Origin of the sequence: Amycolatopsis azurea DSM 43854, assembly GCF_001995215.1 — a bacterium.
GTDB lineage: Bacteria > Actinomycetota > Actinomycetes > Mycobacteriales > Pseudonocardiaceae > Amycolatopsis > Amycolatopsis azurea.
This window is the reverse complement of sequence record NZ_MUXN01000020.1, coordinates 193,779-216,469: the sequence shown is the minus strand read 5'-3', so window position 1 is coordinate 216,469 and position 22,691 is coordinate 193,779. Positions and strand designations below refer to the sequence as shown.

Genomic DNA, 22,691 nt, shown 5'->3' with positions numbered 1-22,691 from the left:
GCCCCCAGTTTGCCAAATCGGCAATGAACTTTGCCAGATTTCGAACCAGTACGGATGCTCGGGAGCATGAACGAATACGACGTGGTGATCATCGGCGGTGGTGTCGCGGGCCTCAGCGCGGCGTTGGTACTGGGCAGGGCACGGCGCAAGGTGGTCGTGATCGACGGCGGCACTCCGCGCAACGCCCCGGCCGCGCACGCGCACGGTTTCCTGACCAGGGACGGGATTCCACCCAAAGAACTACTGGCGATAGGCCGTGACGAAGTCCGCGCTTACGGCGTGGAGATCGTCGACGACGTCGTGCACCGGCTGCGGCACGACAAGGCGGTGGAGCTGGCCGGCGGCCGGGTCGTCAGCGGGCGCCGGATCATCGTGACCACCGGGCTGGCCGACGAACTGCCGGACGTCCCCGGCGTCGCGGAGCGCTTCGGCACCGACGTGCTGCACTGCCCGTACTGCCACGGCTGGGAGGTGCGCGATCAGCGGTTCGGCGTGCTCGCCACTTCCGACAAGGCGGTCCACCAGGCGCTGATCGTCTGGCAGTGGAGCAAGGACCTGACGTTCTTCACGCACACGCGGCAGATCTCCGCCGAGGACCGGGAAAAGCTGACCGGGCTGGGCATCCGGATCGTCGACGGGAAGGTGTCCGAACTCGCCGTCGAGGACGACCGGCTGACCGGCGTCCGGCTGGTCGACGGCGATGTCGTCGAACGCGACGTCGTGTTCGTCGGCCCGAAGTTCGTCCCGCACGACGAGCTGCTCGCCCAGCTCGGCTGCGCGCGCACCGAAACCGGCTCGATCGCGGTGGACGCGCAGGGCCGGACGACCGTGGACGGCGTCTGGGCGGCGGGGAACGTCGTCGATCCGATGGCGCAGCTGATCATCGCGGCGGGCGACGCCTACCGGATGGCGTCGGCGCTCAACTTCGATCTGGTCCTCGAGGATCAGGGAGCGACGCTGGCGTCCGCGTAGGCGTCGGCCGCGCTGAAGACCTCCTGGACGTAGGGAACGGCCGAGTCGAACGTCCGCATGGACTTCCACCAGCCCTCCGGGGTGGCGACGTCGTCCCCTGCGGCGCACAGGTACCGGGCGGCGGCGAAGGCGGCGTCGTCGCGGTCCTTCGGATCCGGCTGCTTCCCGTCGCTCCTGGCCCTCGCGGAATGTTTGGCCCAGACGTCGGGATCGAGCGTGATCGGACCAGGTCTGCCCTGCGCCGCTTCGACGTGGGAGATGCCGGCGAGGGTCGCCCACGAGAGGTGACAGCCCGGCTTCTGCCGCCGGAGCCACATCTCGGCCCGGCCGTAAGCGGACAGATCGGCGGCGGAGAGCCGGGTCTTGGCGGCCACCCGGTTCGCCCAGGTCTCGAGCTCGGCCGCGTCGGAAACGGTCGGCCGGTCGGGTGGCGCGGCGAGCCCCGCTCGCGGCGTCGCCACTCCCGGCTGCGGCTTCTGATCGGGAACCGCGAGCGCGGGCTGGGGCTGAGGCGGCGGGGCCGGCGGCTCCTCTCCCTCCGGCCGGTTCATCCCGACGGTCATGATCAGGATCACGCCCGTGAGCACGAGCCCGCCCGCGAAAGCGAGCCGGGGGACGTACGGCGGCAGAGGGCGCGCTGGGTGCTCCGGGGCTTCGGTGCTCTGGGCTGTGTCGGCCACCCGGTCAGGTTACTTCGCCACACTTCCGGGCGATGACCCATTCGGCTTACGAAGCCAACTGACGGTAAAGCGGATCGGCGACCGGTCCTCGGCGGCCGATTCGTTATGCGAAGGACACAGGTCGCGCTGACCTGGGGATGCTTGCGAGCACTCCGTCCGATCAAGACCTCTTCGAACGTTTCGTCCGCTTCCTGACCGCGTCACTCTCTCTGGACTTTCAGGGAAGCCTTACCTAAAACCAGGAGGTTCAGTCGGACGACCAGGGAGAACGAAGTGTGGTTCGCGAGTGCGCTCATCGGCCTGCGGGAAGGCCTGGAAGCCGCTCTCGTCGTCAGCATCCTCGTCGCGTTCCTGGTCAAGACCGAACGACGGCACGCGCTGCGCTGGGTGTGGCTCGGGGTGAGCGTCGCGGTCCTGCTGTCGGTCGGGGTCGGCGCGATCCTCACCTACTCCACCGCCCAGCTGTCCTTCGAGCAGCAGGAACTGCTCGGCGGCAGCCTGTCGATCGTCGCGGTCGGGTTCGTGACGGCGATGATCTTCTGGATGCGCAAGGCGTCGAGGACGATCGCCGCGGAGCTGCGCGGGAAATTGGACGAAGCGCTCGACGTCGGCCCTGTCGCGGTCCTCGTCCTGTCGTTCTTCGCCGTCGGCCGTGAAGGCCTGGAGACGGCGGTGTTCTTCTATTCCACCGTGCAGACCGCGCAGGGCGAGGGCGGGACGACCGAACCGCTGATCGGCTTCAGCGCGGGCATTCTCGTCGCGATCGTGCTGGCGTACCTGATCTACCGCGGCGCCGTCCGGTTCGACCTCGGCAAGTTCTTCACGATCACCGGTGTGCTGCTGGTGTTCGTGGCGGCGGGTGTGCTCGGCTACGGCCTGCACGACCTGCAGGAAGCCGCCTTCCTGCCCGGCCTGAACACGCTCGCGTTCGACGCGTCGGCCGTCCTGCCGGAAAGCAGCTGGTACGGCGCACTGCTCAAGGGGATCTTCAACTATTCGCAGCAGACGACGGTCCTGCAGGCCGTCGCGTGGGTCGCGTACGTGGCGATCGTGCTGCCCCTTTTCCTCAGGCCCAAGAAGAAGGTCGCGGCTCCTGTCGCGGCCGCGATCAAGGAGTGACCTCCGTGTCTCGTCGATTCCCGCTCTTCGCGCTCGCCGGTGTCGGCGCCCTGGTGCTCACCGCCTGCGGTGGCGGCGAGGAAACGCCCGCCGCGGCAGGCGGCCCGATCAAGGTCGAAGCCTCCGACAGCGCCTGCGCCGTCTCGGTGAACACCGCGAACGCGGGCAACGTGACCTTCGAGATCACCAACAAGGGCAGCAAGGTCACCGAGTTCTACCTCTACGCCGAGGGCGACCGGATCATGGGCGAGGTCGAGAACATCGCGCCGGGGCTGAACCGGCGGCTCATCGTCGAGGTCGCCGAGGCGGGCAAGTACCAGACCGCGTGCAAACCGGGGATGACCGGAACGGGCATCCGGGGCGACTTCACCGTCACCGGTGGCGGCGCCAAGCAGAACGACCCGAACTCGCAGAAGGCGCAGGCGGTCAAGAGCTACGCGGAGTACGTCGCGAACAACACCAAGGCGCTCGACGAGGAGACCACCAAGTTCGTCGCGCTGGTGAAGGCGGGCAAGCTCGACGAGGCGAAGGCCGCGTACGCCCGTACCCGCGTCTACTTCGAGCGTGTCGAGCCGGTGGCCGAGAAGTTCGGCGACCTCGACCCGAAGATCGACGCGCGCGAGGCCGACCTCGAACCGGGCCAGAAGTTCACCGGGTTCCACCGGCTGGAGAAGGACCTTTGGGTGACCGGGCTCCAGGCCGACGCCGGTCAGATCGCCGACCAGCTGCTCGCCGACGTCAAGGAGCTGGTCACCAAGTCCGCGACGATCGAACTGAACGCGCTCGACCTGGCCAACGGCGCCAAGGAACTGCTCGACGAGATCGCCACCGGAAAGATCACCGGTGAGGAAGAAGCGTTCTCGCACACCGACCTCTCGGACTTCCAGGGCAACCTCGACGGTTCGAAGGCCGCGATCGCCTCGCTGCGCCCGCTGCTCCAGGCGAAGGACGCGGCACTGGTGTCCACTTTGGACAAGGAGTTCGGCAACGTGCAGGCACTGCTGGACAAGCAGCGCGAAGGAGACGGCTTCAAGTCCTACACCACGCTGAGCCAGGACCAGATCAAGGAGTTCGCGTCGGCGGTGGACGCGCTGAGCGAACCCTTGAGCAAGGTCGCCGAGGTCGCGGCGCAATGACCGGGACGGAGCACACCTCGGTCTCCCGCAGGAAGCTGTTCGGCATCGCGGGCGCGGGTGCCGCTCTCGTCGGCACCGGCGCGGCGGCCGGGATCGGCGCGAACCGGCTCCTCGGCGGGGACAGCCCGGCGCAGGCCGCGCAGAGCGTCGTCGAGTTCCACGGCGAGCACCAGGCCGGGATCGTCACGCCGGTGCAGGAGAACCTGCATTTCGTCGCGCTGGACGTGACGACGAAGGACCGCGAAAAGCTGGTCAAGCTGCTGCGCACGTGGACGGACGCGGCCCGGCGGATGACCGCGGGCCAGGAAGTCGGGACGGGCGGCGCCGTCGGTGGCGCCCCCGCCGCCCCGCCGAGCGACACCGGTGAGGCGCTCGACCTGGCGGCGTCGTCACTGACGCTGACCATCGGTTTCGGCCCTTCACTGTTCGACGACCGGTTCGGGCTCGCCGCGAAACGGCCGGCCACGCTGATCGACCTCCCCCTGTTCCCCCAGGACAAACTGGACCCCGCGCGCGGTGGCGGCGACATCTGCATCCAGGCGTGCGCGGACGATCCGCAGGTCGCGGTGCACGCGATCCGGAACCTGGTGCGGCTGGGCTTCGGCGTCACGGCGGTGCGCTGGTCGCAGCTCGGGTTCGGCCGCAGCTCGTCGACGTCGCGGTCGCAGTCCACGCCGCGGAACCTGTTCGGCTTCAAGGACGGGACGCGCAACGTCAAGGCCGAGGAGACCGACGTCCTGCGCGACCAGGTGTGGGCGACGGCCGAAGACGGCCAGCCGTGGATGGCGGGCGGGACGTATCTGGTCGCCCGGCGGATCCGGATGCACATCGAGACCTGGGACCGGGAATCGCTGAAGGGCCAGGAAGGGATCGTCGGCCGGTCGAAGGGCGCGGGCGCGCCGCTGGGCCAGTCCGCCGAGTTCGACATCCCCGATTTCCAGGTCGGTGGCGCGGGCGGCGAAAAGCTGATCCCGGAGGACTCGCACGTCCGGCTGGCGTCGCACGAAAACCTGAACGGGGCGCGGATCCTGCGTCGCGGCTACAACTTCGTCGACGGTTCCGACGGCGTCGGGCACCTCGAAGCGGGGCTGTTCTTCCTCGCCTTCAACCGGGACACGCGTAAGCAGTTCGTGCCGATGCAGCAGGCGCTGTCGTCGAAGGACGCGATGATGGAGTATTTGCAGCACACCGGATCCGCCCATTTCGCGGTGCCGCCGGGCGTGCGCGAAGGCGGTTTCTGGGGTGAGGGCCTGTTCGCTTGACCTCTAGTTAAGTCGAGGTCGGACACTGGATCCCATGTTCAGTGAAGCGGAACTCGACTATCTCGCCACCCAGGTCCTCGGGCGGCTGGCGACGGCGCAGCCGGACGGGACGTTGCAGGTCAGCCCGGTCGGCTACGCCTACAACGTAGAGACTCGGACGATCGACATCAGGGGCTACGAACTGGCGAAGAGCAAGAAGTTCCGGAACGTGGCCGCGAACGGGCAGGTCGCGTTCGTGGTGGACGACATGCCTTCGCAGGACCCGCCGAGGGTCCGCTGCCTGGAGATCCGGGGCCGGGCCGAGGCGCTGACGGGCGCCCTCACGGCCGACGGTCATCTGGACGGCGCGGTGATCCGGATCCATCCCACGCGGATCATCAGCCTCGGCGTCGACGACCCGGACCACGACCCGCTCGATCTGGTTCCGCACAACCGAAACGTCTGACACGGAAAGGGGCGCTCCCGATTCACCGGGAACGCCCCTTTCGTCGCGACAGGGTCAGCGGCGGTTGCCGAAGACCATGTAGGTCCCGAGGCCGGCCACGGCGAGCACCGCCGCGGTCCACGTGGCCGCGGCCACGTCGGCGGGCTGGAGGAGCCAGGTGATCACCAGATGCACGGTGTCCGTGCCCGACGTGGTGGCCCAGACCACGAACGAGACGACGAACACGAGCAGCGGCAACGTCCATCCGAAGGCCCCACCGAACAGCACCGCGGCGATCCCGACGAGACCGAGCAAGCCGCCCGCGTTCCGCAGGATGATCTCCACCGGGACCCGATCCGCCTCCCACAACCGCGGCAGCAGCACGGCACCGACGCCGAGGCCGCCGATCAGCAGGAGATGCAGGCCACGACGAGGCACCCAGCGGATCGCGGCGGTCCGGTCGAGATCGACGTCCTGCCCGCTGAGGCCGATGGCGGTCACCGCGATCGCCACCAGAAGCGCCAGGGAAACCGGGATCATCGACCAGCGGTCCCGTGCCAGGAACCAGATCACCGCCATGCTCACCGCCAGCGCCACGAACGACGCGGGCAGGGCACGCGAGCGGGCGTACAGCACCGCCCATCTCATCGCGCACCGCCGAGCAGGATGTCGAGCTGGTTACCCCGGCAGGTCAGGCCCGCCTGCCGCACCGCGATGATCCGGTCGCGCTGCACCTCGGGCGGAAGGGCATGGAAGATCTCCTGCTTCTGGACGACCTCGTTCTTCATTTCGTCGCTCAGCCGGGAACTTCCGACCATCTTCCACTCGCCGAGAAACCAGCTCGACGTGATCGACCGCGCGACAAGTTCGTCCACAAAGGACTTGTCGACACCGTGGAGGGAGTAGCAGGTCGGCGTCCCGACGCCGGCGACCAGCGCCCGCGTCACATCGTCCGGGACGAGGAGCGAACGGACGGACCAATCCAGCAGATCCACGTAGACGATGTCGGCGGCACGCGGCGGCACCTCGTCGTAGCCCAGCCGCCGGTCCTGTACCACGACCTTGACCGGCGCGCCCGGCAGCGTTCCCAACAGTCGCAACGCTTCCTTGCCCGGTCCGGCGAGACGCGGTAGCTCGGACTCGAGCATGCGGGGGACGCAGACCGGGCCGTCGCAGACCATCGCCGTCGCGTGCGGGTCGACGACCTTGGCTTCGGCCGCGCTGCCGGGAAGGACGGGCAAGGCGATCCCGGCCGCCACCAGCGCGGGGACGACGGCGAGCGCCTTCGTCCGATGGGAACGGACCGCCAGCAGGAGGAACCCTGTCGCGGCCAGTCCGACGAGCCAGATCACCTGCCCGAGATCCATCCGGCCCGCGGTGGTGTTGAACGGATCGTCGATGACGTCCATCGCGGGAGAAAGCAGCGAGATCCGGAACGGCACGAACCCGGCCAGCGCGCTGCCCTCCGACGAAGCGAACTGGAACAAGAGCACGGCCGCGAAAGCGACGACGGCCACGGCGGGCGCGGTCAGCGGATGCGGCAGCAAGCGGCCGATCCCGAGCCCGATCCAGGCGCCCGCGAGCATCGCGACCACACCGACCACGACGATCGGCAGCCAGCCGAAGGTGAAGAACCCGCCGAAGAAGATCGCCTGGACGGCGCCGACCGCGAAGATCAGCAGATAGCCCAGCACCAGCAGGCCGCCCAGCGCACCGGCGAGTTTCGCGGCCCGCTGCCAGCCGGGACGCGGCATGGTGGCCATGAGTTCGGCCGTCCCGGACCGGCTGTCGCGCATGCCCTGGATGACGCCGGCGCCGACGGCGATCGGCCACAGGAACACCAGCAGGAACCGGCTCCATTCCGCGGCGGGCACCCAGTGTTCGTCCCAGGCGAGCGGTGACCTCGTCCACGGACCGCTGAACGAGTACAGGAACCCGAACGCGACGACGAGGATCGCGAGCGTGGCCCAAGGGGCGATCGAACGACGGAGTTCGATCCGTAGAATCCGCGTGTTCACCAGTTCCCCTTTCCCGGCTCATGCCCGAGCAGCGCCGAATAGCCGCGCTCGATCGGGCTGTCGCCGACGTGTTCCGCGCTCCCGGCCGCGGCCATTTCGTCCGGGGTCCCCTGGAAGACGAGTTTGCCGCTTTCGAACAGGACGACGTCGGTGCACGCCGTGGCGACGTCCTCGACAAGGTGGGTCGAGACGACGACGCAGGCATCACGCCCCATTTCCTGCATGAGCTCCCGGAACCGCACGCGCTGCGCCGGGTCGAGCCCCGCGGTCGGCTCGTCCAGTAGGAGGACGTCCGGATCGTTCACGATCGCCTGCGCGATCCCGACCCGTCGCACCATGCCGCCGGACAGCGTCTTCATCTTGTCGTCGGCGCGATCGGCGAGGCCGACCCGTTCGATCGAACGCTGCACCGCTCCCGGGATGTCCTCTTTGGACACCTCCTTCAGCCACGCGATGTACTCGACGAACTCGCGGACGGTGAACCGCTTGTAGTAGCCGAAATTCTGCGGCAAGTAGCCGATACGGCGGCGCAGGCGGCGCTGATCGGTGAACCCCCCGACGGACTCACCGAGCAGCGCCAGCCCTCCTTCCGCAGGCCGGAGCACTGTCGCCAGTGCCCGGATTAGCGTGGTCTTCCCTGCCCCGTTCGGGCCGAGCAGACCGTGCACCCCCGTGCCGAGTTCCAGATCCAGCCCGTTCACGGCGAACTTGCGTTTGCCGACCCGGACTTTCAGTCCCTCCGCTTTGATTTGCCACGCGTAGGTCGTCGGCGCGACCTCCGCGGCCCCGACAGCTCGCATCATGTTCTCCCCTTCGTTCTATCGTTCGGTTCCGCTGAGCAGGCCGAAGGAGCTCCGCCGGAGCACCACCACGACCGCGGTCAGCGCGAAGATCACGCCCCACACCGGAAGCAAGTGGGGATCGAGTGCGGTGGCGCGCCCTTGCGAAGCCACCGCGGGCGCCAGGACCACCACCATCCAGATCCCGGACAGGACATAAGCCGCCCGGGTCACCCCGATCAGCCCGCCGAGCGCGAGCGTCCCGGTGGTGAAGGCCAGGCTCGGCAGGAGAGCGAGCCCGAATCCGCCGCCCGCGGCCCAGCTCGCGAGGGCCTGTATCGGCAGCACGACGGCGAGGACCGCCGTCGTGCGGCGCAGCACCAGGTAGAACCCGCCCCTCGGCGCGGAAGTGACGAGTTCGTAAGCGGGATCGAGGCCCTTGGACCACGACACCGCGACCCCGAGCACCGGCAGCACCGGTGAGAAGAGCTGGACGAAGGAGTAGCCCCCGCTCCAGGTGAAGCCGGCCCAGTCCAGTAGGAATCCCGTCGCCGGGATCAGGATGATCATCACCAGCCACGGCAGCATCACCGGTGTCACCCAGGTGTGCAACCTCCCGGCCCACCGGCTTCGCGACCGCCCCGGCCCCGTTTCGGCCAGTTTCGGGCCCAGCCCCGCCCAGACGTCGTCCACCAGCGCCGACACCATCGGCGAGCTGACCTCGGACAGCCTCCCCCGGCATTCCGCGCACGATTCGAGATGGGCTTCGACCGCCCAGACCTCGTCGCCCGCCAAACCGTCGCCGCCACGGACATAACCGGCGAGAAGCTGTCCGGACACGTGTTCCTTGTTCACGACAGCGCCTCCCGCATCGCGATCCGAGCCCGCCTCGCGCGGGTTTTGACGGTTCCTTCCGGCAGGCCGAGCAGGACCGAGGTCTCACGGACGGTCAGCCCGTCGAGCACCATGGCCTGCAGAACCTGCCGCAGTTCGGGAGCGAGCCGGCGCAGCGCGTCGCCGACATGGTCGCCGACCGCGCCGGCCAGCGCCTCGTCCTCGGCGGCGGGCGCGACGGTCGTTTCCGCGACCGGCAGCGGCTGCGAATACCGTGCCCGGCGGCGGAAGGCGTCGACCAGCCGCCGCGCGGCGATCGTCCACAGCCAGCCGACGGCACTCCCGCCGACGGCCGAACCGGCGAACGCCCCGGCCGCGCGCCAGACCGCGAGGTACGTCTCCTGCATCACCTCGGCGACGATCTGTTCGTCGGAGCAGCGACGGCGCAGACGTACGGCCAGCCACGGCGACGTGCGGCGGTAGAGCTCCTCGAACGCCGCGCGGTCACCTTTGGCCGTGCGGCGGACGAGCTGCTCTTCGTCCGGTTCCGTTCCCTTCACACCCGGCAAGACGTCGAGATCACGGAATCGGTTCTCACCCGATTGTGTTCCGCATCACAGCGGCTGCGCGACCTCGGCCGATCGAGGCTCGGACGCGATGGCGCGAAAGTCGCTTTCGCGACGTCAGACGCCTCGAAAGCGGCTTTCGCGACACTTCCGGCGTACCTGACTCAAGAGTTCGGCCAGAATTTGCGCCAGCCGTCGGCCTCCAGCGTCGTCGGTTCGAGACCGGTGTCGCGGGCGGCCTGTTCGGCGGCGCGGATGTCCTGCGCGAACCGCTTCGCCACGGCGCGAAGTTCACCTTCGGGATCGATGCCCGCCCGGCGAGCGGTCGCGGCGACCCGGAACAGCTGGGCGGCCGCTTCGGAACCTTCGGGGAACAGGTCGAGCGGGATGCCGGCGCGGCCGCTGCGTTGGCCGAGCTTCCCGGCCAGCGCCACGGCGGGCTGACCGAGCGCGACGCCATCCACAATGGACTGCCGGCTCTTCTCGGCCTGTTTCAGTTCTTCCCACTTCAGGTTCTGGTCACCGACGGTTTCGACTCGCGGGGCGTCGGTGAACACGTGCGGATGGCGGCCGACGAGTTTCGCGACCAGTTCGGACGCGACCTCGTCGATCCCGAACGGGTCGTCGGAGTCCTCGGCGGCGACGCGCGCGTGGAACAGCACCTGGAGCAGGACGTCGCCGAGTTCCTCGCGCAAGGCGGCCCTGTCGCCCTCTTCGATCGCGTCGAGCAGCTCGTAGGTCTCCTCGACGAGGTACTGACGAAGCGACTCGTGCGTCTGCACGGCGTCCCACGGGCAACCGCCCGGCGAGCGCAGGCGGTCCATCACTTCGGCGGCCTCGACCAGTGGCGGAACGGGCGCTTCGAGCACCCGCGCGCCCGACCTGATCAGCTCCGCGGCCCTCGGTTCCCGGCGCGAACCGGCGATGAGCACGAGGTCGCGCACCTGTGCGTCACCGAGCGAAGGCACCCCGAAAACGCCTGGATCGACATCGGAAGCCGCGTACACGGCGTGACTGCTTCGCAAGATCGAAAGTGCCTCGGCGGGCAGTGTCGCCCCGTGGGCGATCACGACGACAGCAGCTGTCACGGGTTTCGCGGGGAGGCACCGTGCACAGGCAGCACGATGCCCTTCTTCGAAGCTTCGTTGGGCGCGAGGTCCATGCCCACAACATCCCACACGCCGTAGCGCGGGTTGACCTTGAGGTCGACCTGGTCGAGGTACGGCTGGAGGAGCCGGATACCGACCGCGGCCAGCTGCTGAGCGCTGGGCTGAGTGGCCTGATCCGACGCGACGGGCTTGTCGGCGGCCCGCTCACGCACCACGACGACGACCCACAGCGGCTGCTGCGGCGTCGGCTGGAACGCGGCGACGGTGTTGGGTTCGAGACCGAAGAGGACGGTGGCCGCGGTCGCGGGCGACTGCAGCGCCGGCAGCTTCTGGCCGGTGCCGGCCTGTGTGTCGGAGGCCTGCTGGTCCTGCGCGATCAGTTCGGCGGCCGCGTTCGGCGAAGCGGCGAACTTCCGGGCCTTCTCGATCGCCTGCTCACGCAGCTTGTCCGCGTCGGAGCCGGTGGCGTCGGTCGAGGAGACCGAGCTGAAATCGAAGGTGACGGTGAGCTTGTCCAGGTACTTCATCGCGAGCTGGGTCTGCAGCGCCGCGTCGACCAGGGAATCGCGGTGATCCCGCACGCGGGCCACGAGCTGCTGGACGCTGAGCGCGGGGTCGTTCTGCGGGTTGGCCTGCATCGGCTTCGCCAGCGGATCGTTCTGCAGCGCGTTCACGACGAGGGCCTCGTCGACCCGGACGCCTTCCCGCTGAGCGGCACGCTCGGTGAGGTCGTGGAGGATCTCCTGGCGCACGATCTCACGGCCGACGAGGTCGAGCTTGTGCTCACTGGCGAGCTGCTGCCCGTACGGATGCTCGCGGACGGCCTTGTCGATCAGCTGCTGCACGCGATCCACCGAAACGGTCTTGCCGCCGACGATCACCGCGGCGCCGACCTGCCCGGGTCCGGCGTTACAGCCGGCGAGCAGGAGAGAACCGGCAAGAACCCCGACCAGCGCGCGACGGCGCCCCATGATCCGCATCACAGCGCCTACCCTCTCATACCGGCCCCTGCGAGAGAACCGGGAACGCAGTCGCGATTCGCTCACGCCACCGGGGCCGGTGACTTCATCAGATTCGTCAGCAACTTCGCGCACCAGTCGAGAAGTTCCTCGTCCCGCAGCGCCGGGGCGCCCATCCGGCCGCCCGCCGGGCCCTCGGTCGGCTTCGGCACGGAAACCGTGTTCGTCACCGCTTTGTAGAGAGCCTTGGGATACAAGCGCTTCAGCCGCACCATCTGGGAATCCGCCAGCGGCAACGGCGCGAACCGGATCGACGTGCCCTGGACGGCGACCTCGGTGACCCCCGCCGCGCGGCAGGTGTGCCGGAACGCGGCGACGGCGAGCAGCCGCCGCACCGGGGCGGGCGGCTGGCCGTACCGGTCGATCAGTTCCTCGCGCACGGCGTCGAGCCCGGCCTGGTCCGGTGCGGCCGCGATCTTCCGATACGCCTCCAGCCGCAGCCGCTCGCCCGGGACGTAGTCGTGCGGGATGTGCGCGTCCACCGGGAGATCCACGCGGACCTCGGCGAGCTCCTCCTCTTCGGAGGTCTCCGCTCCCGCGTGCCGCCGGAAGGCGTCGACGGCTTCGCCGACGAGCCGCACGTACAGATCGAAACCGACGCCCGCGATGTGCCCGGACTGCTCCGCGCCGAGGATGTTGCCCGCGCCGCGGATCTCCAGGTCCTTCATCGCGACGGCCATGCCGGCGCCCAGTTCGGTGTTCTGCGCGATGGTCGCGAGCCGGTCGTGCGCTGTCTCGGTGAGCGGAGCCTCCGGCGGGTACAGGAAATACGCGTACCCGCGCTCGCGACCGCGCCCGACCCGGCCGCGCAGCTGGTGCAGCTGCGCGAGACCGAGCAGGTCACCGCGTTCCACCAGCAGGGTGTTGGCGTTCGAGATGTCCAGCCCGGTTTCGACGATCGTGGTGCAGACGAGCACGTCGTACTCGTTCTCCCAGAAACCCTGGATGATCTTCTCGAGTTTCTCCTCGTTCATCTGCCCGTGCGCGGTGACGACGCGCGCCTCCGGCACCAGCTCGCGAATGCGCTTCGCGGCCTTCTCGATCGAGGAAACCCTGTTGTGCACATAGAAGACCTGGCCGTCGCGCAGCAGTTCGCGCCGGATCGCGGCACCGACCTGCTTGTCGTCGTACGCGCCGACGTAGGTCAGGATCGGGTGCCTGTCCTCGGGCGGGGTCAGGATCGTGGACATCTCACGGATCCCGGCGAGCGACATCTCCAGCGTGCGCGGGATCGGGGTCGCCGACATCGTCAGGACGTCGACGTGCGTCCGCAGCGCCTTGATGTGCTCCTTGTGCTCGACGCCGAAGCGCTGTTCCTCGTCGACGATCACCAGGCCGAGGTCCTTGTACCGGATGCCGGTCTGCAAGAGGCGGTGCGTGCCGATCACGATGTCGACATCGCCGGAGGACAACTGCTCCAAGATCGCGTCGGACTCGGTCTTGTTCGTGAACCGCGAAAGCCCCTTGATCTTCACCGGGAACGAACTCATCCGTTCGGTGAAGGTGTTGAGGTGCTGCTGCGCGAGCAGCGTCGTGGGCACCAGCACCGCGACCTGCTTGCCGTCCTGAACCGCCTTGAACGCCGCGCGCACCGCGATCTCGGTCTTGCCGTAGCCGACGTCGCCGCAGATGACGCGGTCCATCGGGACGCCGCGTTCCATGTCCGCCTTGACCTCGTCGATCGCGGCGAGCTGGTCGTTGGTCTCGGTGAACGGGAAGGCGTCCTCGAGTTCGCCCTGCCACGGGGTGTCCGGCCCGAACGGGTGTCCCGGCGCGGCCTGGCGCGCGGCGTAGAGCTGCACGAGCTCGGCGGCGATCTCCTTGACCGCCTTCTTCGCCTTGGCCTTGGTGTTCTTCCAGTCCGACCCGCCGAGCTTGTTCAGCGTCGGCAGCTCGCCGCCGACGTAGCGGGAGACCTCGTCGAGCTGGTCGGTCGGGACGAACAGCCGGTCCCCCGGATGCCCGCGCTTGGACGACGCGTACTCCAGCAGCAGGTACTCGCGGGTCGCGCCGGCGACGGTGCGCTGCACCATCTCGACGAACCGCCCGATGCCGTGCTGGTCGTGCACGACGTAGTCGCCGGCTTTGAGGGCGAGCGGGTCCACGGCGTTGCGGCGCCGCGACGGCATCTTGGTACTGAAGTCCTTTGTGGACGTTCCGGCGCCGGAACCCCGGCCGGTCAGGTCCGCCTCGGACAGCACGACGAGCGCGCGCTCCGGCGAGACGAAGCCGTCCGAAATCCCGCCGCACGTCACCGTCACGACGCCGGGCGTCAGCGGTCCGGTGATGCCTTCCGCGAGCGACGCGGGCACCTCACCGGCCGACAGCTGCTCGACGGCGCGGGTCGCGGTGCCGTGCCCGGCGACGACGAGCACGGCCGTCCCGCCCGCGGCCGTGTGCGCGCGCAGGTCGGTCGTCGCGCGCTCGACCTCGCCGCGGTAGTTCGGCGCGGCCTCGATCGATACGCGGTAGACGTCGGGATCGTCGCTGGCCAGCTGCGTCAGCGTCCACCAGGGACGCTTCGTCTCCTGAGCGTGCTTCGCGATCTCCGCGAGGTCCCGGTACGCGGACGCGCCGAGGTCGATCGGCGCCTGGCCGCCCGCGGCGGCCGTGGTCCAGGACGCTTCGAGGAACTCCTGCCCGGTGCGGACCAGGTCCGCCGCGCGGGCGCGGATCTTCTCCGGATCGGCCAGCAGGACGTGCGTGCCCTGGGGCATCGCGTCGGTCAGCAGGTCGAGCTCGCCCTCGCACAGCACCGGGATGAGCGCCTCCATGCCCTCGACGGGGATCCCGCCGGACAGCTTGGTGAGCATCTCGGTGAGCTGGGCGTCCGCCTCGTACGTCGTCGCCAGCTCGGCGGCCTTCGCGCGCACCGGCTCGGTGAGCAGCAGCTCACGGCACGGCGGCGCGCTGACGTGCTGAATCTCTCCGGGCAGCGACCGCTGGTCGGACACCGCGAACGCGCGGATCTCGCTGACCTCGTCGCCCCAGAACTCGACCCGGACCGGATGCTGCGCCGTCGGCCCGAACAGGTCGAGGATGCCGCCGCGCACGGCGAACTCGCCGCGCTTCTCGACCATGTCCACCCGCGTGTACGCGAGCTCGACCAGCCTGTCCAGCAGGCCTTCGAAACTCTGCTCCTCGCCGACGACCAGGTCGATCGGCGCGAGCGAACCGAGCCCGGGCGCCATCGGCTGGATGAGGCTGCGGACGGTCGCGACGACGACGCGGAGGCCGTCCGAGCCCGTCTTGAGCCGGTGCAGCACCTCCAGCCGCCGCCCGACGGTGTCGGCCCGCGGGGACAGCCGCTCGTGCGGCAGCGTCTCCCAGGACGGGAAGTCGACGACGGCGCCTTCGCCGAGGAACGACTTCAGCGAAGCGGTCAGCTCGTCGGCCTCGCGGCCGGTGGCGGTCACCGCGAGCACGGGGCGGCCGGCGCCCTCGTCCGCGGCGAGGGCGCCCGCGACCAGCTGGCGGGTGGCGATCGCGCCCTGGAGCTCGAGCACCGGGGCACCGGCCCGCTCGACGACCCCGCGAAGGGCCGGATCGGGAAGGATGGAATGGAGGAGTCCGGACAATGGAGCGTTTGTCACCGTCCCAGCCTACGTGGGGGCACCGACAGTCCGCCGCGCGATTACCTGGGCAGGGCGTCGACGACCTTCGGGAGCTGCTCGTCGAACTCGGCCGGTTCCTGCGTCGCGATGCGGATCAGCACGTGTTCGGCGCCCGCGTTCCCGTATTCGTGAAGCCTTTCGGCGACCTCGTCCCGGCTGCCCGCGATCTGCACCTGGATCTTCTCGACGAAGTCCAGCGGGACGCCGTAATTGCGCCGCGCGTAGTCCTCCAGCCGCTCCCGTGCCCGGATCGGGTCGTCCTCGATGAGCACTGTCGCGAACAACGCGGGTGTCACCGGGCGTACGGCGGTTTCGCGGATCTTCGCGAGACCGTCGGCGTAGTCCGCGACGTCGGGCGGATACGGCAGCCAGCCGTCGTATGACCGTCCCGCTCGCTTCAGCGCTCCGGGGGTGAACGCGGCGAGCCAGACCGGCGGGCCACCGGGCCGGTACGGCTCCGGGTACTCAGGAAGGGTGTCGTAGTGCAGTACTTCGCCGTGGAACGGGCCGCTCTTCCCGCTCCAGACGTGCCGCCACAGCGCGACGATGTCGTCGAGCCGGGCCCGCCTCCGCTCCCACGGAACGCGGGTGAAGGCGAACTCGGGTTCGCTGCGGCCCGCGAACCCCGCGCCGACGCCGAGCGTGACGCGGCCCTGGCTGAGCAGGTCGAGCGAGAGGATCGCGTTCGCGGAAAGGACCGGATCCCGCAGGGCCGGGAGCAGCGCGGCGGTGCCGAGCGTGACCCGCTCGGTTCTGGCGGCGAACGCGCCGAGCAGCGTCAACGGATCGATGGGCGCCTTCGCGAGGGTGTCGCCGACCCAGACCGAATCGAGGCCGAGGCGTTCGGCTTCGACCGCGAGGGCGACCATTTCCGGCGCGGTGCGCCCGGCGTCGAGGATGGATCGATAAGTGGGGACGACCAGACCGAATTTCATGCCGGAAGCATCTCCGCGGCGGGGAATGGCCTCAATTCCTTCGAGGGAATAGCGGCATCGAACGCGGCTCCGCCAAGATGACGACCATGGTTTCCGGATTCGGCCCCGCGCTCAAGGGCTGGCGCGAACGGCGGCGGCTGTCCCAGCTGGAACTGGCGATCCGGGCCGGGACCACGCAACGGCACGTGAGTTTCCTCGAAGGCGGGCGGTCGATCCCCGGCCGCGGCCTGGTGCTGCGGGTCGCCGAATCGCTCGAACTTCCGCTCCGGGAACGCAACGGCCTGCTGCTCGCGGCCGGGTTCGCGCCCGGCTTCCCCGAAACGTCGCTGACCGACCCCAAGCTGAAACCGGTCCTCGACGGCATGCGACGGCTGCTCGACGGGCATCGGCCGTACCCGGCCATCGTGGTCGACCGCTACGGCGTGCTCGTCGCCCGCAACGACGCGCTCGACCTGCTCTTCGAGGACGTGGCGCCGGAACTGCTGGAGGAACCGGTCAACACGCTGCGGCTCGCCCTGCATCCGCGGGGGATGGCTCCGCGGGTGCGGAACCTCGCGGATTGGGCGCGGCACATCCTGGAGCGGTTGACGCAGGAGATCGCGCACGCCCCCGACGAGCGGCTCACCGCGCTCCTCGCCGAACTCGAAGGTTACGTTCCGGCGCCGGGACCGCCCGGCCCGGACCATCTCGGGTTCGCCGTCCCGATGCGCCTGTCCACTTCGGCGGGTGAACTGCGGCTGATCACCGCCATCACGACGTTCGCGACCGCCGCCGACGTCACGGTGTCGGAATTGAAACTGGAGACGTTCCTGCCCGCCGACGCCGAAACCGCCGCGATCCTCACCGGATGACCGGTTCGTTCCTCGCGGGCGATTGGCGGGGCTGGCATGCTGATGCCATGCGCACTACCGCCGTCGCCGCGTTCGCCTCGCTGTTCTTGCTGGTCACGGCCTGTTCCGGGGCGTCGAGCGAGCAGGTACAGAGCGCGCCGCCGGTCACCTCGAAGCCCGCCGTGTCGAAGCTGAAGGTCGAACAGGTGACGGCCGGGCTCGAACACGGCTGGGACGTCGGCTTCCTGCCGGACGGCAAGATCCTCGTCACCCAGCGGCCCGGAAAGCTCGCTCTGGTCGACGGCGGCACGAAACGCGACGTCACCGCCGACTTCTCCGACGTCCTCGTGCGCGGCGAGGGCGGCCTGATGGGGATGGTGATCAGCAAGGACTTCGCGACGTCGCGCGAGTTCATCACCTGCCAGACCCACAAGGAAGGCGACAACGCCGTCGACATCCGGCTGGTCACCTGGCGGCTTTCCGACGACAACGCGAGCGCCACGAAGGTCAAGGACCTGCTGACCGGGCTGCCGGTGAACCCCAGCGGCAGGCATTCGGGCTGCCGTCCCACGTTCGGCGCGGACGGCGCGCTGCTCGTCGGCACCGGCGACACCGCCCGCCCGCAGCATCCGCAGGACCGCACGAGCCTCGGCGGCAAGGTGCTGCGCGTCGACGCGAAGACCGGGAACCCGTTGCCGGACAACCCGTTCATCTCCTCGGCGAATCCGAACGAACAGCGGCTGTTCACTTACGGGCACCGCAACGTCCAGGGCGTCACGGTCCGGCCGGGCACCGGGCAGGTGTTCACCGCCGAGCACGGGCCGACCATCGACGACGAGGTCAACCTGGAGCGCGCAGGCGCGAACTACGGCTGGGACCCGTCCAAGGGCGGCACCGAGACCGAATACGACGAAGGCGTCCCGATGACCGACAAGCAACGGTTCCCGGACGCCGTCAGTCCTTTGTGGACGACCGGCGAGATCACCGAGGCGATCTGCGGCGCCGAGTTCCTCACCGGATCGCAGTGGGGCACGCTCGAAGGCTCGCTCGCCGTCACCGCGTTGAAGGGGCAGAAGCTCCTGCTGTTCCGCCTCGACGAAACCGGCAAGGTCACCGAAGTGACGCTGCCGCCTGAATTCGACGACAAGTTCGGCAGGCTGCGCGCCGTCCGCGGCGGACCGGACGGCGCCCTCTACATCACGACTTCGGAAGGCAAGGACGACAAGCTGCTGCGTGTCACCCCTGGCGCCTAACGTCCGAGGTACGCGCCGCCGTTGACGTGGACGACCTGGCCGGTGACGTGCCGCGCGGCCGGGCTCGCCAGGAAGGCCACCACTTCGGCGACGTCCTCGGGTTCGCCCGCGCGTTTGGTCATCGTATTGCCGATGAGCCACTCCCTGCGCTCGTCGGACAGCTTGCCGTTGAAGAACTCGGTGTCCCCGACCAGTCCTGGCGCGACGATGTTCGCGGTGATCCCGCGCGGCCCGAATTCCCTTGCCACATCGACGTTCCACGCCTCCAGTGCGGCCTTCGCGGCACCGTAGGAACCGGCTCCGGTGTGCGCGGCGATCGAGCCGATGGTGACGATCCGCGCGCCGTCGGCGAACCTCTCCCGCAGGGCGCGGGTGACCAGCACGGCGCTGAACACGTTCGCGTCCAGGTTGGCCTGCCAGTTCGCGGCGAACGACTTCAGGTCCCCGGCGGATCCGTTCCGGAAATCGGTGTTCCCGCCCGCGTTGTTGACCAGGACGTCGATCTGCTCGGGCAGTTCGGCCAGTGCCCGCTCCACCGCGTCCGGATCGGCCGCGTCGAACGGGACCGGGTTCGCGCCGAGCAACGCCGCGGCCTCGGTGAGGACATGTTCGCGACGGCCGGTGATCGTCACCCGGTCGCCCCGTGCGGCGAACGCCGCCGCGACCGCGTAGCCGATTCCCGTTCCACCGCCGGTGATCACTACTTCCCTGTGCTGCCCCATGCGCTCAGCATAGGCACACTAGGCTCCCGCCATGACGAAGATCGACCCGGCGACGACGGCGCTCGTCCTGATCGACCTCCAGACGCGGATCGTCGCTTTGGAGACCACACCGATCGAAGGCACGGAGGTCGTCGCGAACGCCGTATTGCTGCGAGACGCCTTCAGCGCGGCCGGCTCACCGATCGTCCACGTGCGGGCGCACCGGCCGGACGTCGACGAGCAGCCGCCCGGCAGTGAACTGGTCGCCGAGCTGACGCCCCGCGAAGGCGAGCACCTGATCACCAAGCACACGATCGGCGCGTTCTACGGCACCGGGCTGGACGAACTCCTGCGCGGGCTCGGCGTGAAGACGCTGGTGTTCGGCGGGATCGCCACGGAGTACGGCGTCGAGTCGACACTGCGGGCCGCCGTCGACCACGCCTACGAGACCATCGCCGTTTCGGACGCGATGGCCGGCATCGCCGCCGTCTCCCACGAATCGGCGATCACGAAGGTCTTCCCGCGGCTGGGCGAAGTGCTCACGACCGCCGAAACCGCCGCGGCGCTGAGCTGAGCTGAACCATGATCGACAAAATCGCCTGGCTGCACCTGGTGGACGACCGGATCCTGAGCACCCGCTCGCGTGGCAAGTCCGTCTTCTACCTGCCCGGTGGGAAACGCGAACCCGGCGAAAGCGACACCGAGACGCTGATCCGGGAGATCCGCGAGGAACTGACCGTGGAGATCACCCCGGCGAGCGTCGCGCCCGCCGGGGTCTTCGAAGCGCAGGCCGACGGGCACGCGGCGGGGCTCGTGGTCCGGATGACCTGCTACACCGCCGAATTCAGCGGGACACTCGCGGCCAGCAGCGAGATCGAGGAAGTCGCGTGGCTGGGCTACGAGGACAGGGACCGGGTCTCCGCGGTGGACAAGATCATTTTCGACCACCTGCGGGAGACCGGCCTCCTGCGCTGAGACTTACTTCTTCAGATCGTCCAGGCACAGCACCCGGGACTGCGGCAGCGAGCCGCCCGCCCGCTGCCACTGGATCTTCTCGTCGGTCGACGGCACCTGGGTGCACACCGTGCTGCCGTCGATGAGGAACGTCGCGCTCTTTTCGATGGCGAGGACCTTGTATCGCGCTGTCGCGCAGTCCGCCTTCGTGAGCTTCTTCGCCTCGACCACGCCGTCGGGCAGGCAATCGCCGACGACCGGTGCCCGCTCACCCGGGTTCTTCAGGTCCTCCAGGCAGAGCAGGGTGCCGTCACTGGCCCCCTTCTTCCCCTGGAAGAAGTACGCGTCGGTCGTCGGGTAGTCGTCGCATTCGGACCCACCCGAGAGCTTGAGTCCGATTTCCGACTTTTTATCCTGTTTTCCGACGACCTTGAAATTGGCGTCCGGCTTTCCGCATTCGGTGTTCTTGACGCTGTCCACGTTGTCGACGTTGCCCGTGAGACAGGCGCCGACCTCGGTGCTCGACGCCGTGAACGGATTCGCCACGAAGAACGCGATCACGGCGATGACGGCGAAGATGCCCAGCCGGATGACGGGCTTCAGCCACGTTCTCTTCTTCTGCGGAACCATCTGTTCCACGGCGGGCGCGGGATAGTTTTCCACGGTGCTTCCCCCAGCTTGATGATCTCTTTGGGGGACCTAGCGCTCTTCGACCGGGAAACGTTACTGCCGCGCGACGCAGATCTCAGTGCAGCCGCAGCTTGGGCTTGTGCTCCAAATTGGACAGACCGTTCCAGGCGAGGTTGACCAGATGCGCGGCGACCTCGTCCCGCTTCGGTTTGCGGGCGTCGAGCCACCATTGCCCGGTCAGCGCGACCATCCCGACGAGCGCCTGCGCGTACAGCGCGGCCAGCTTCTCGTCGTAGCCCCGCGCGGCGAACTGCTGCGCGAGGATGTGCTCGACCTGGCTGGCGATGTCGTTCAGCACCGTCGAGAACGTGCCCGTCGAACTCGCGACGGGCGAATCCCGCACCAGGATGCGGAAGCCGTCGTGCGAGTCCTCGACGTAGGAGAGCAGCGCGATCGCCGCCTGCTCCAGCATCACCCTCGGGTGTCCACCGTGGAGGGTGGAGACCATCCGGTCGAGCAGGAGCTGGGTCTCGCGGTCGACGACGACGGCGTAGATGCCTTCCTTGCCGCCGAAGTGCTCGTACACCACCGGTTTGGAGACGTTCGCGCGATGCGCGATCTCCTCGATGGAAGTGCCCTCGAAACCCTTCTCCGCGAACAGGGCCCTGGCGACGTTGAGCAGCTGCTGCCTGCGCTCGCTCCCCGTCATCCGCACCCGGGCCACCGGAGCGACCGGACGTGCCCCGGTGACCGCTTCACGTTTGGTTCGCCGTCTCCCCGCCATTGCAGAAGACTAACGTGACCTCGCTATTTGCTTTCGGTGGCGATCCGCGCGAGGCGCTGCGGGGTCGGCCAGCGCACGTCATAGGCCCAGCCGAACTTCTCGAAGATCCAAATGAGCCGGGCGGAAATGTCGATCTGGCCGCGCTGCACACCGTGCCGTGCCGAGGTCGGGTCGGCGTGGTGCAGGTTGTGCCACGACTCGCCGAAGGAGAAGATCGCCAGCGGCCAGAAGTTGGCCGACTTGTCGCGGGCGGCGAACGGGCGCTCGCCGATCATGTGGCAGACCGAGTTGACCGACCAGGTCACGTGGTGCAGCACGCAGACGCGCACCAGCCCGGCCCAGAAGAACGCGGTGACCGCGCCCCAGAACGACCAGGTGATCAGTCCGCCGAGGATCGCGGGCAGCACCAGGGTGAGCAGGCTCCACAGCCAGAACAGGTCGTCGACCTTCTTGATGGCGCGGTCCTTGAGCAGGTCCGGCGCGAACCGTTCGGCGTTGCTCTGGTCGCGGTCGAACAGCCAGCCCATGTGCGCGTGCCAGAAACCCTTGGCGATGGCGAGCGGCGTGGTCCCGAACAGCCACGGCGAATGCGGATCGCCGTCGCGGTCGGAGAAGGCGTGGTGGCGCCGGTGGTCGGCGACCCAGGTGATCACCGGCCCCTGCACGGCCATGCTGCCGGCGATCGCCATAACGACGCGCAGCCACGGCTTGGCCTTGAACGAGCCGTGCGTGAAGTAGCGGTGGTAGGAGACGGTGATGCCGAGTCCGCTGATCGCGTAGAAGACCACGAAGATGCCGACGTCGACCCAGGTCAGACCCCAGCCCCAGGCGAACGGGACGGCCGCGAGCAGCGCGGCGAGCGGGAAGATGACCCCGAGGTAGACCGACAGCTGCACGGCGCTCGACCGCTGCCCGTCGGTAACCGGCTTAGGGCCCTTCGCGGGCTTCTGGGACTGGTCCAGGGTAGCCGTCATGCAGTCACTTCTTTTCTACGCGCGACCCTTGAGGGTTTCCCTAAGGGTGACCTTACCTACGATGCCGTAAGTTACGGTACAGGAGGTTTCGTCCCCTG

General features: G+C 68.8%; 23 protein-coding genes. 9 read left to right on the top strand and 14 right to left on the bottom strand.

All coding sequences use genetic code 11. From position 1 onward, the window contains the following. The first annotated feature begins 54 nt into the window (after nucleotides 1-54). Nucleotides 55-972: an NAD(P)/FAD-dependent oxidoreductase gene (locus tag B0293_RS26230; protein ID WP_039917328.1), complete on the top strand. Its 918-nt coding sequence runs from the start codon at nucleotides 55-57 to the stop codon at nucleotides 970-972. Here the strand turns inward: B0293_RS26230 and B0293_RS26225 are convergent. Further along, a complete protein-coding gene (locus B0293_RS26225; RefSeq protein WP_005155773.1) occupies nucleotides 945-1,652 on the bottom strand; it encodes a C-type lectin-like domain-containing protein in 708 nt (235 codons plus the stop codon). The genes B0293_RS26230 and B0293_RS26225 overlap by 28 nt on opposite strands. A 273-nt stretch (nucleotides 1,653-1,925) precedes the next feature. Between B0293_RS26225 and efeU the strand changes: the two genes are divergently transcribed. Genes efeU through B0293_RS26205 form a run of 4 tightly spaced genes read left to right on the top strand, consistent with a single transcriptional unit; the run spans nucleotide 1,926 to nucleotide 5,614 of the window. Next, a complete protein-coding gene (efeU, locus tag B0293_RS26220; protein WP_005155772.1) occupies nucleotides 1,926-2,771 on the top strand; it encodes an iron uptake transporter permease EfeU in 846 nt (281 codons plus the stop codon). Between the two features lie 5 nt (nucleotides 2,772-2,776). Then, nucleotides 2,777-3,907 (top strand): iron uptake system protein EfeO, encoded by a 1,131-nt coding sequence (gene efeO / locus B0293_RS26215; protein ID WP_005155771.1) that lies wholly within the window; start codon nucleotides 2,777-2,779, stop codon nucleotides 3,905-3,907. Further along, nucleotides 3,904-5,169, top strand: coding sequence for an iron uptake transporter deferrochelatase/peroxidase subunit (efeB, locus tag B0293_RS26210; protein WP_005155770.1), 1,266 nt, complete (start codon nucleotides 3,904-3,906; stop codon nucleotides 5,167-5,169). The genes efeO and efeB overlap by 4 nt, the downstream gene beginning before the upstream one ends. 34 nt (nucleotides 5,170-5,203) lie before the next feature. Further along, nucleotides 5,204-5,614 carry a PPOX class F420-dependent oxidoreductase gene (locus tag B0293_RS26205; RefSeq protein ID WP_005155768.1) on the top strand — a complete coding sequence of 137 codons (411 nt, stop codon included), beginning with the start codon at nucleotides 5,204-5,206 and terminating at the stop codon, nucleotides 5,612-5,614. Between the two features lie 54 nt (nucleotides 5,615-5,668). On the opposite strand, the gene B0293_RS26200 is transcribed toward B0293_RS26205, so the two are convergent. The 9 genes from B0293_RS26200 to B0293_RS26160 form a co-directional block, all read right to left on the bottom strand. Beyond that, nucleotides 5,669-6,241 carry a hypothetical protein gene (locus tag B0293_RS26200; RefSeq protein WP_039917325.1) on the bottom strand — a complete coding sequence of 191 codons (573 nt, stop codon included), beginning with the start codon at nucleotides 6,239-6,241 and terminating at the stop codon, nucleotides 5,669-5,671. Further along, the gene (locus B0293_RS26195) at nucleotides 6,238-7,611 is read right to left on the bottom strand and encodes a hypothetical protein (protein WP_005155765.1); all 1,374 of its coding nucleotides are present in this window, start codon (nucleotides 7,609-7,611) and stop codon (nucleotides 6,238-6,240) included. Before B0293_RS26195 ends, B0293_RS26200 begins: the two co-directional genes overlap by 4 nt. Then, on the bottom strand, nucleotides 7,608-8,411 hold the full coding sequence (locus tag B0293_RS26190) for an ABC transporter ATP-binding protein (RefSeq protein ID WP_005155764.1): 804 nt from the start codon (nucleotides 8,409-8,411) through the stop codon (nucleotides 7,608-7,610). Before B0293_RS26190 ends, B0293_RS26195 begins: the two co-directional genes overlap by 4 nt. A gap of 18 nt (nucleotides 8,412-8,429) precedes the next feature. Further along, entirely contained in the window at nucleotides 8,430-9,245 is an 816-nt protein-coding gene (locus B0293_RS26185) for a zf-HC2 domain-containing protein (RefSeq protein ID WP_005155763.1), read from the bottom strand. Beyond that, nucleotides 9,242-9,784 carry an RNA polymerase sigma factor gene (locus B0293_RS26180; RefSeq protein ID WP_005155762.1) on the bottom strand — a complete coding sequence of 181 codons (543 nt, stop codon included), beginning with the start codon at nucleotides 9,782-9,784 and terminating at the stop codon, nucleotides 9,242-9,244. Before B0293_RS26180 ends, B0293_RS26185 begins: the two co-directional genes overlap by 4 nt. A gap of 170 nt (nucleotides 9,785-9,954) precedes the next feature. Next, nucleotides 9,955-10,878, bottom strand: a complete 924-nt coding sequence (locus tag B0293_RS26175) for a MazG family protein (RefSeq protein ID WP_005155761.1) — start codon at nucleotides 10,876-10,878, stop codon at nucleotides 9,955-9,957. Then, nucleotides 10,875-11,879 carry a hypothetical protein gene (locus B0293_RS26170; protein ID WP_005155760.1) on the bottom strand — a complete coding sequence of 335 codons (1,005 nt, stop codon included), beginning with the start codon at nucleotides 11,877-11,879 and terminating at the stop codon, nucleotides 10,875-10,877. The genes B0293_RS26175 and B0293_RS26170 overlap by 4 nt, the downstream gene beginning before the upstream one ends. 62 nt (nucleotides 11,880-11,941) lie before the next feature. Further along, the gene (gene mfd / locus B0293_RS26165) at nucleotides 11,942-15,496 is read right to left on the bottom strand and encodes a transcription-repair coupling factor (RefSeq protein WP_005155757.1); all 3,555 of its coding nucleotides are present in this window, start codon (nucleotides 15,494-15,496) and stop codon (nucleotides 11,942-11,944) included. Nucleotides 15,497-15,552: 56 nt separating this feature from the next. After that, complete coding sequence (locus B0293_RS26160) at nucleotides 15,553-16,467, bottom strand: LLM class flavin-dependent oxidoreductase (protein WP_005155754.1); 915 nt, start codon at nucleotides 16,465-16,467, stop codon at nucleotides 15,553-15,555. An 86-nt stretch (nucleotides 16,468-16,553) separates the two neighbouring features. Between B0293_RS26160 and B0293_RS26155 the strand changes: the two genes are divergently transcribed. Beyond that, entirely contained in the window at nucleotides 16,554-17,318 is a 765-nt protein-coding gene (locus B0293_RS26155) for a helix-turn-helix transcriptional regulator (RefSeq protein WP_005155751.1), read from the top strand. Nucleotides 17,319-17,365: 47 nt separating this feature from the next. Further along, a complete protein-coding gene (locus B0293_RS26150; RefSeq protein WP_039917322.1) occupies nucleotides 17,366-18,550 on the top strand; it encodes a PQQ-dependent sugar dehydrogenase in 1,185 nt (394 codons plus the stop codon). On the opposite strand, the gene B0293_RS26145 is transcribed toward B0293_RS26150, so the two are convergent. Next, nucleotides 18,547-19,272 (bottom strand): SDR family NAD(P)-dependent oxidoreductase, encoded by a 726-nt coding sequence (locus B0293_RS26145; RefSeq protein WP_039917318.1) that lies wholly within the window; start codon nucleotides 19,270-19,272, stop codon nucleotides 18,547-18,549. The genes B0293_RS26150 and B0293_RS26145 overlap by 4 nt on opposite strands. A 31-nt stretch (nucleotides 19,273-19,303) precedes the next feature. On the opposite strand from B0293_RS26145, the gene B0293_RS26140 reads away from it, so the two are divergent. Beyond that, nucleotides 19,304-19,825, top strand: a complete 522-nt coding sequence (locus B0293_RS26140) for an isochorismatase family protein (RefSeq protein WP_005155738.1) — start codon at nucleotides 19,304-19,306, stop codon at nucleotides 19,823-19,825. An 8-nt stretch (nucleotides 19,826-19,833) separates the two neighbouring features. Then, nucleotides 19,834-20,226, top strand: coding sequence for an NUDIX hydrolase (locus B0293_RS26135; protein ID WP_005155735.1), 393 nt, complete (start codon nucleotides 19,834-19,836; stop codon nucleotides 20,224-20,226). Between the two features lie 3 nt (nucleotides 20,227-20,229). On the opposite strand, the gene B0293_RS26130 is transcribed toward B0293_RS26135, so the two are convergent. The 3 genes from B0293_RS26130 to B0293_RS26120 form a co-directional block, all read right to left on the bottom strand. Continuing rightward, a complete protein-coding gene (locus tag B0293_RS26130; RefSeq protein WP_005155733.1) occupies nucleotides 20,230-20,868 on the bottom strand; it encodes an LppU/SCO3897 family protein in 639 nt (212 codons plus the stop codon). Between the two features lie 82 nt (nucleotides 20,869-20,950). After that, complete coding sequence (locus tag B0293_RS26125; protein WP_026466989.1) at nucleotides 20,951-21,544, bottom strand: TetR/AcrR family transcriptional regulator; 594 nt, start codon at nucleotides 21,542-21,544, stop codon at nucleotides 20,951-20,953. 98 nt (nucleotides 21,545-21,642) lie between these two features. Then, entirely contained in the window at nucleotides 21,643-22,593 is a 951-nt protein-coding gene (locus tag B0293_RS26120; protein ID WP_039917316.1) for an acyl-CoA desaturase, read from the bottom strand. Nucleotides 22,594-22,691 lie beyond the last annotated feature (98 nt).

Bases quoted from the DNA above. Each gene is read 5' to 3' on its own strand.
- B0293_RS26230 (WP_039917328.1), top strand. From the start codon at position 55: ATGCTCGGGAGCATGAACGAATACGACGTGGTGATCATCGGCGGTGGT.
- efeB (WP_005155770.1), top strand. From the start codon at position 3,904: ATGACCGGGACGGAGCACACCTCGGTCTCCCGCAGGAAGCTGTTCGGC.
- B0293_RS26205 (WP_005155768.1), top strand. From the start codon at position 5,204: ATGTTCAGTGAAGCGGAACTCGACTATCTCGCCACCCAGGTCCTCGGG.
- B0293_RS26200 (WP_039917325.1), bottom strand. From the start codon at position 6,241: ATGAGATGGGCGGTGCTGTACGCCCGCTCGCGTGCCCTGCCCGCGTCG.
- B0293_RS26190 (WP_005155764.1), bottom strand. From the start codon at position 8,411: ATGCGAGCTGTCGGGGCCGCGGAGGTCGCGCCGACGACCTACGCGTGG.
- B0293_RS26170 (WP_005155760.1), bottom strand. From the start codon at position 11,879: ATGCGGATCATGGGGCGCCGTCGCGCGCTGGTCGGGGTTCTTGCCGGT.
- B0293_RS26160 (WP_005155754.1), bottom strand. From the start codon at position 16,467: ATGAAATTCGGTCTGGTCGTCCCCACTTATCGATCCATCCTCGACGCC.
- B0293_RS26155 (WP_005155751.1), top strand. From the start codon at position 16,554: ATGGTTTCCGGATTCGGCCCCGCGCTCAAGGGCTGGCGCGAACGGCGG.
- B0293_RS26150 (WP_039917322.1), top strand. From the start codon at position 17,366: ATGCGCACTACCGCCGTCGCCGCGTTCGCCTCGCTGTTCTTGCTGGTC.
- B0293_RS26145 (WP_039917318.1), bottom strand. From the start codon at position 19,272: ATGGGGCAGCACAGGGAAGTAGTGATCACCGGCGGTGGAACGGGAATC.
- B0293_RS26140 (WP_005155738.1), top strand. From the start codon at position 19,304: ATGACGAAGATCGACCCGGCGACGACGGCGCTCGTCCTGATCGACCTC.
- B0293_RS26135 (WP_005155735.1), top strand. From the start codon at position 19,834: ATGATCGACAAAATCGCCTGGCTGCACCTGGTGGACGACCGGATCCTG.
- B0293_RS26125 (WP_026466989.1), bottom strand. From the start codon at position 21,544: ATGACGGGGAGCGAGCGCAGGCAGCAGCTGCTCAACGTCGCCAGGGCC.
- B0293_RS26120 (WP_039917316.1), bottom strand. From the start codon at position 22,593: ATGACGGCTACCCTGGACCAGTCCCAGAAGCCCGCGAAGGGCCCTAAG.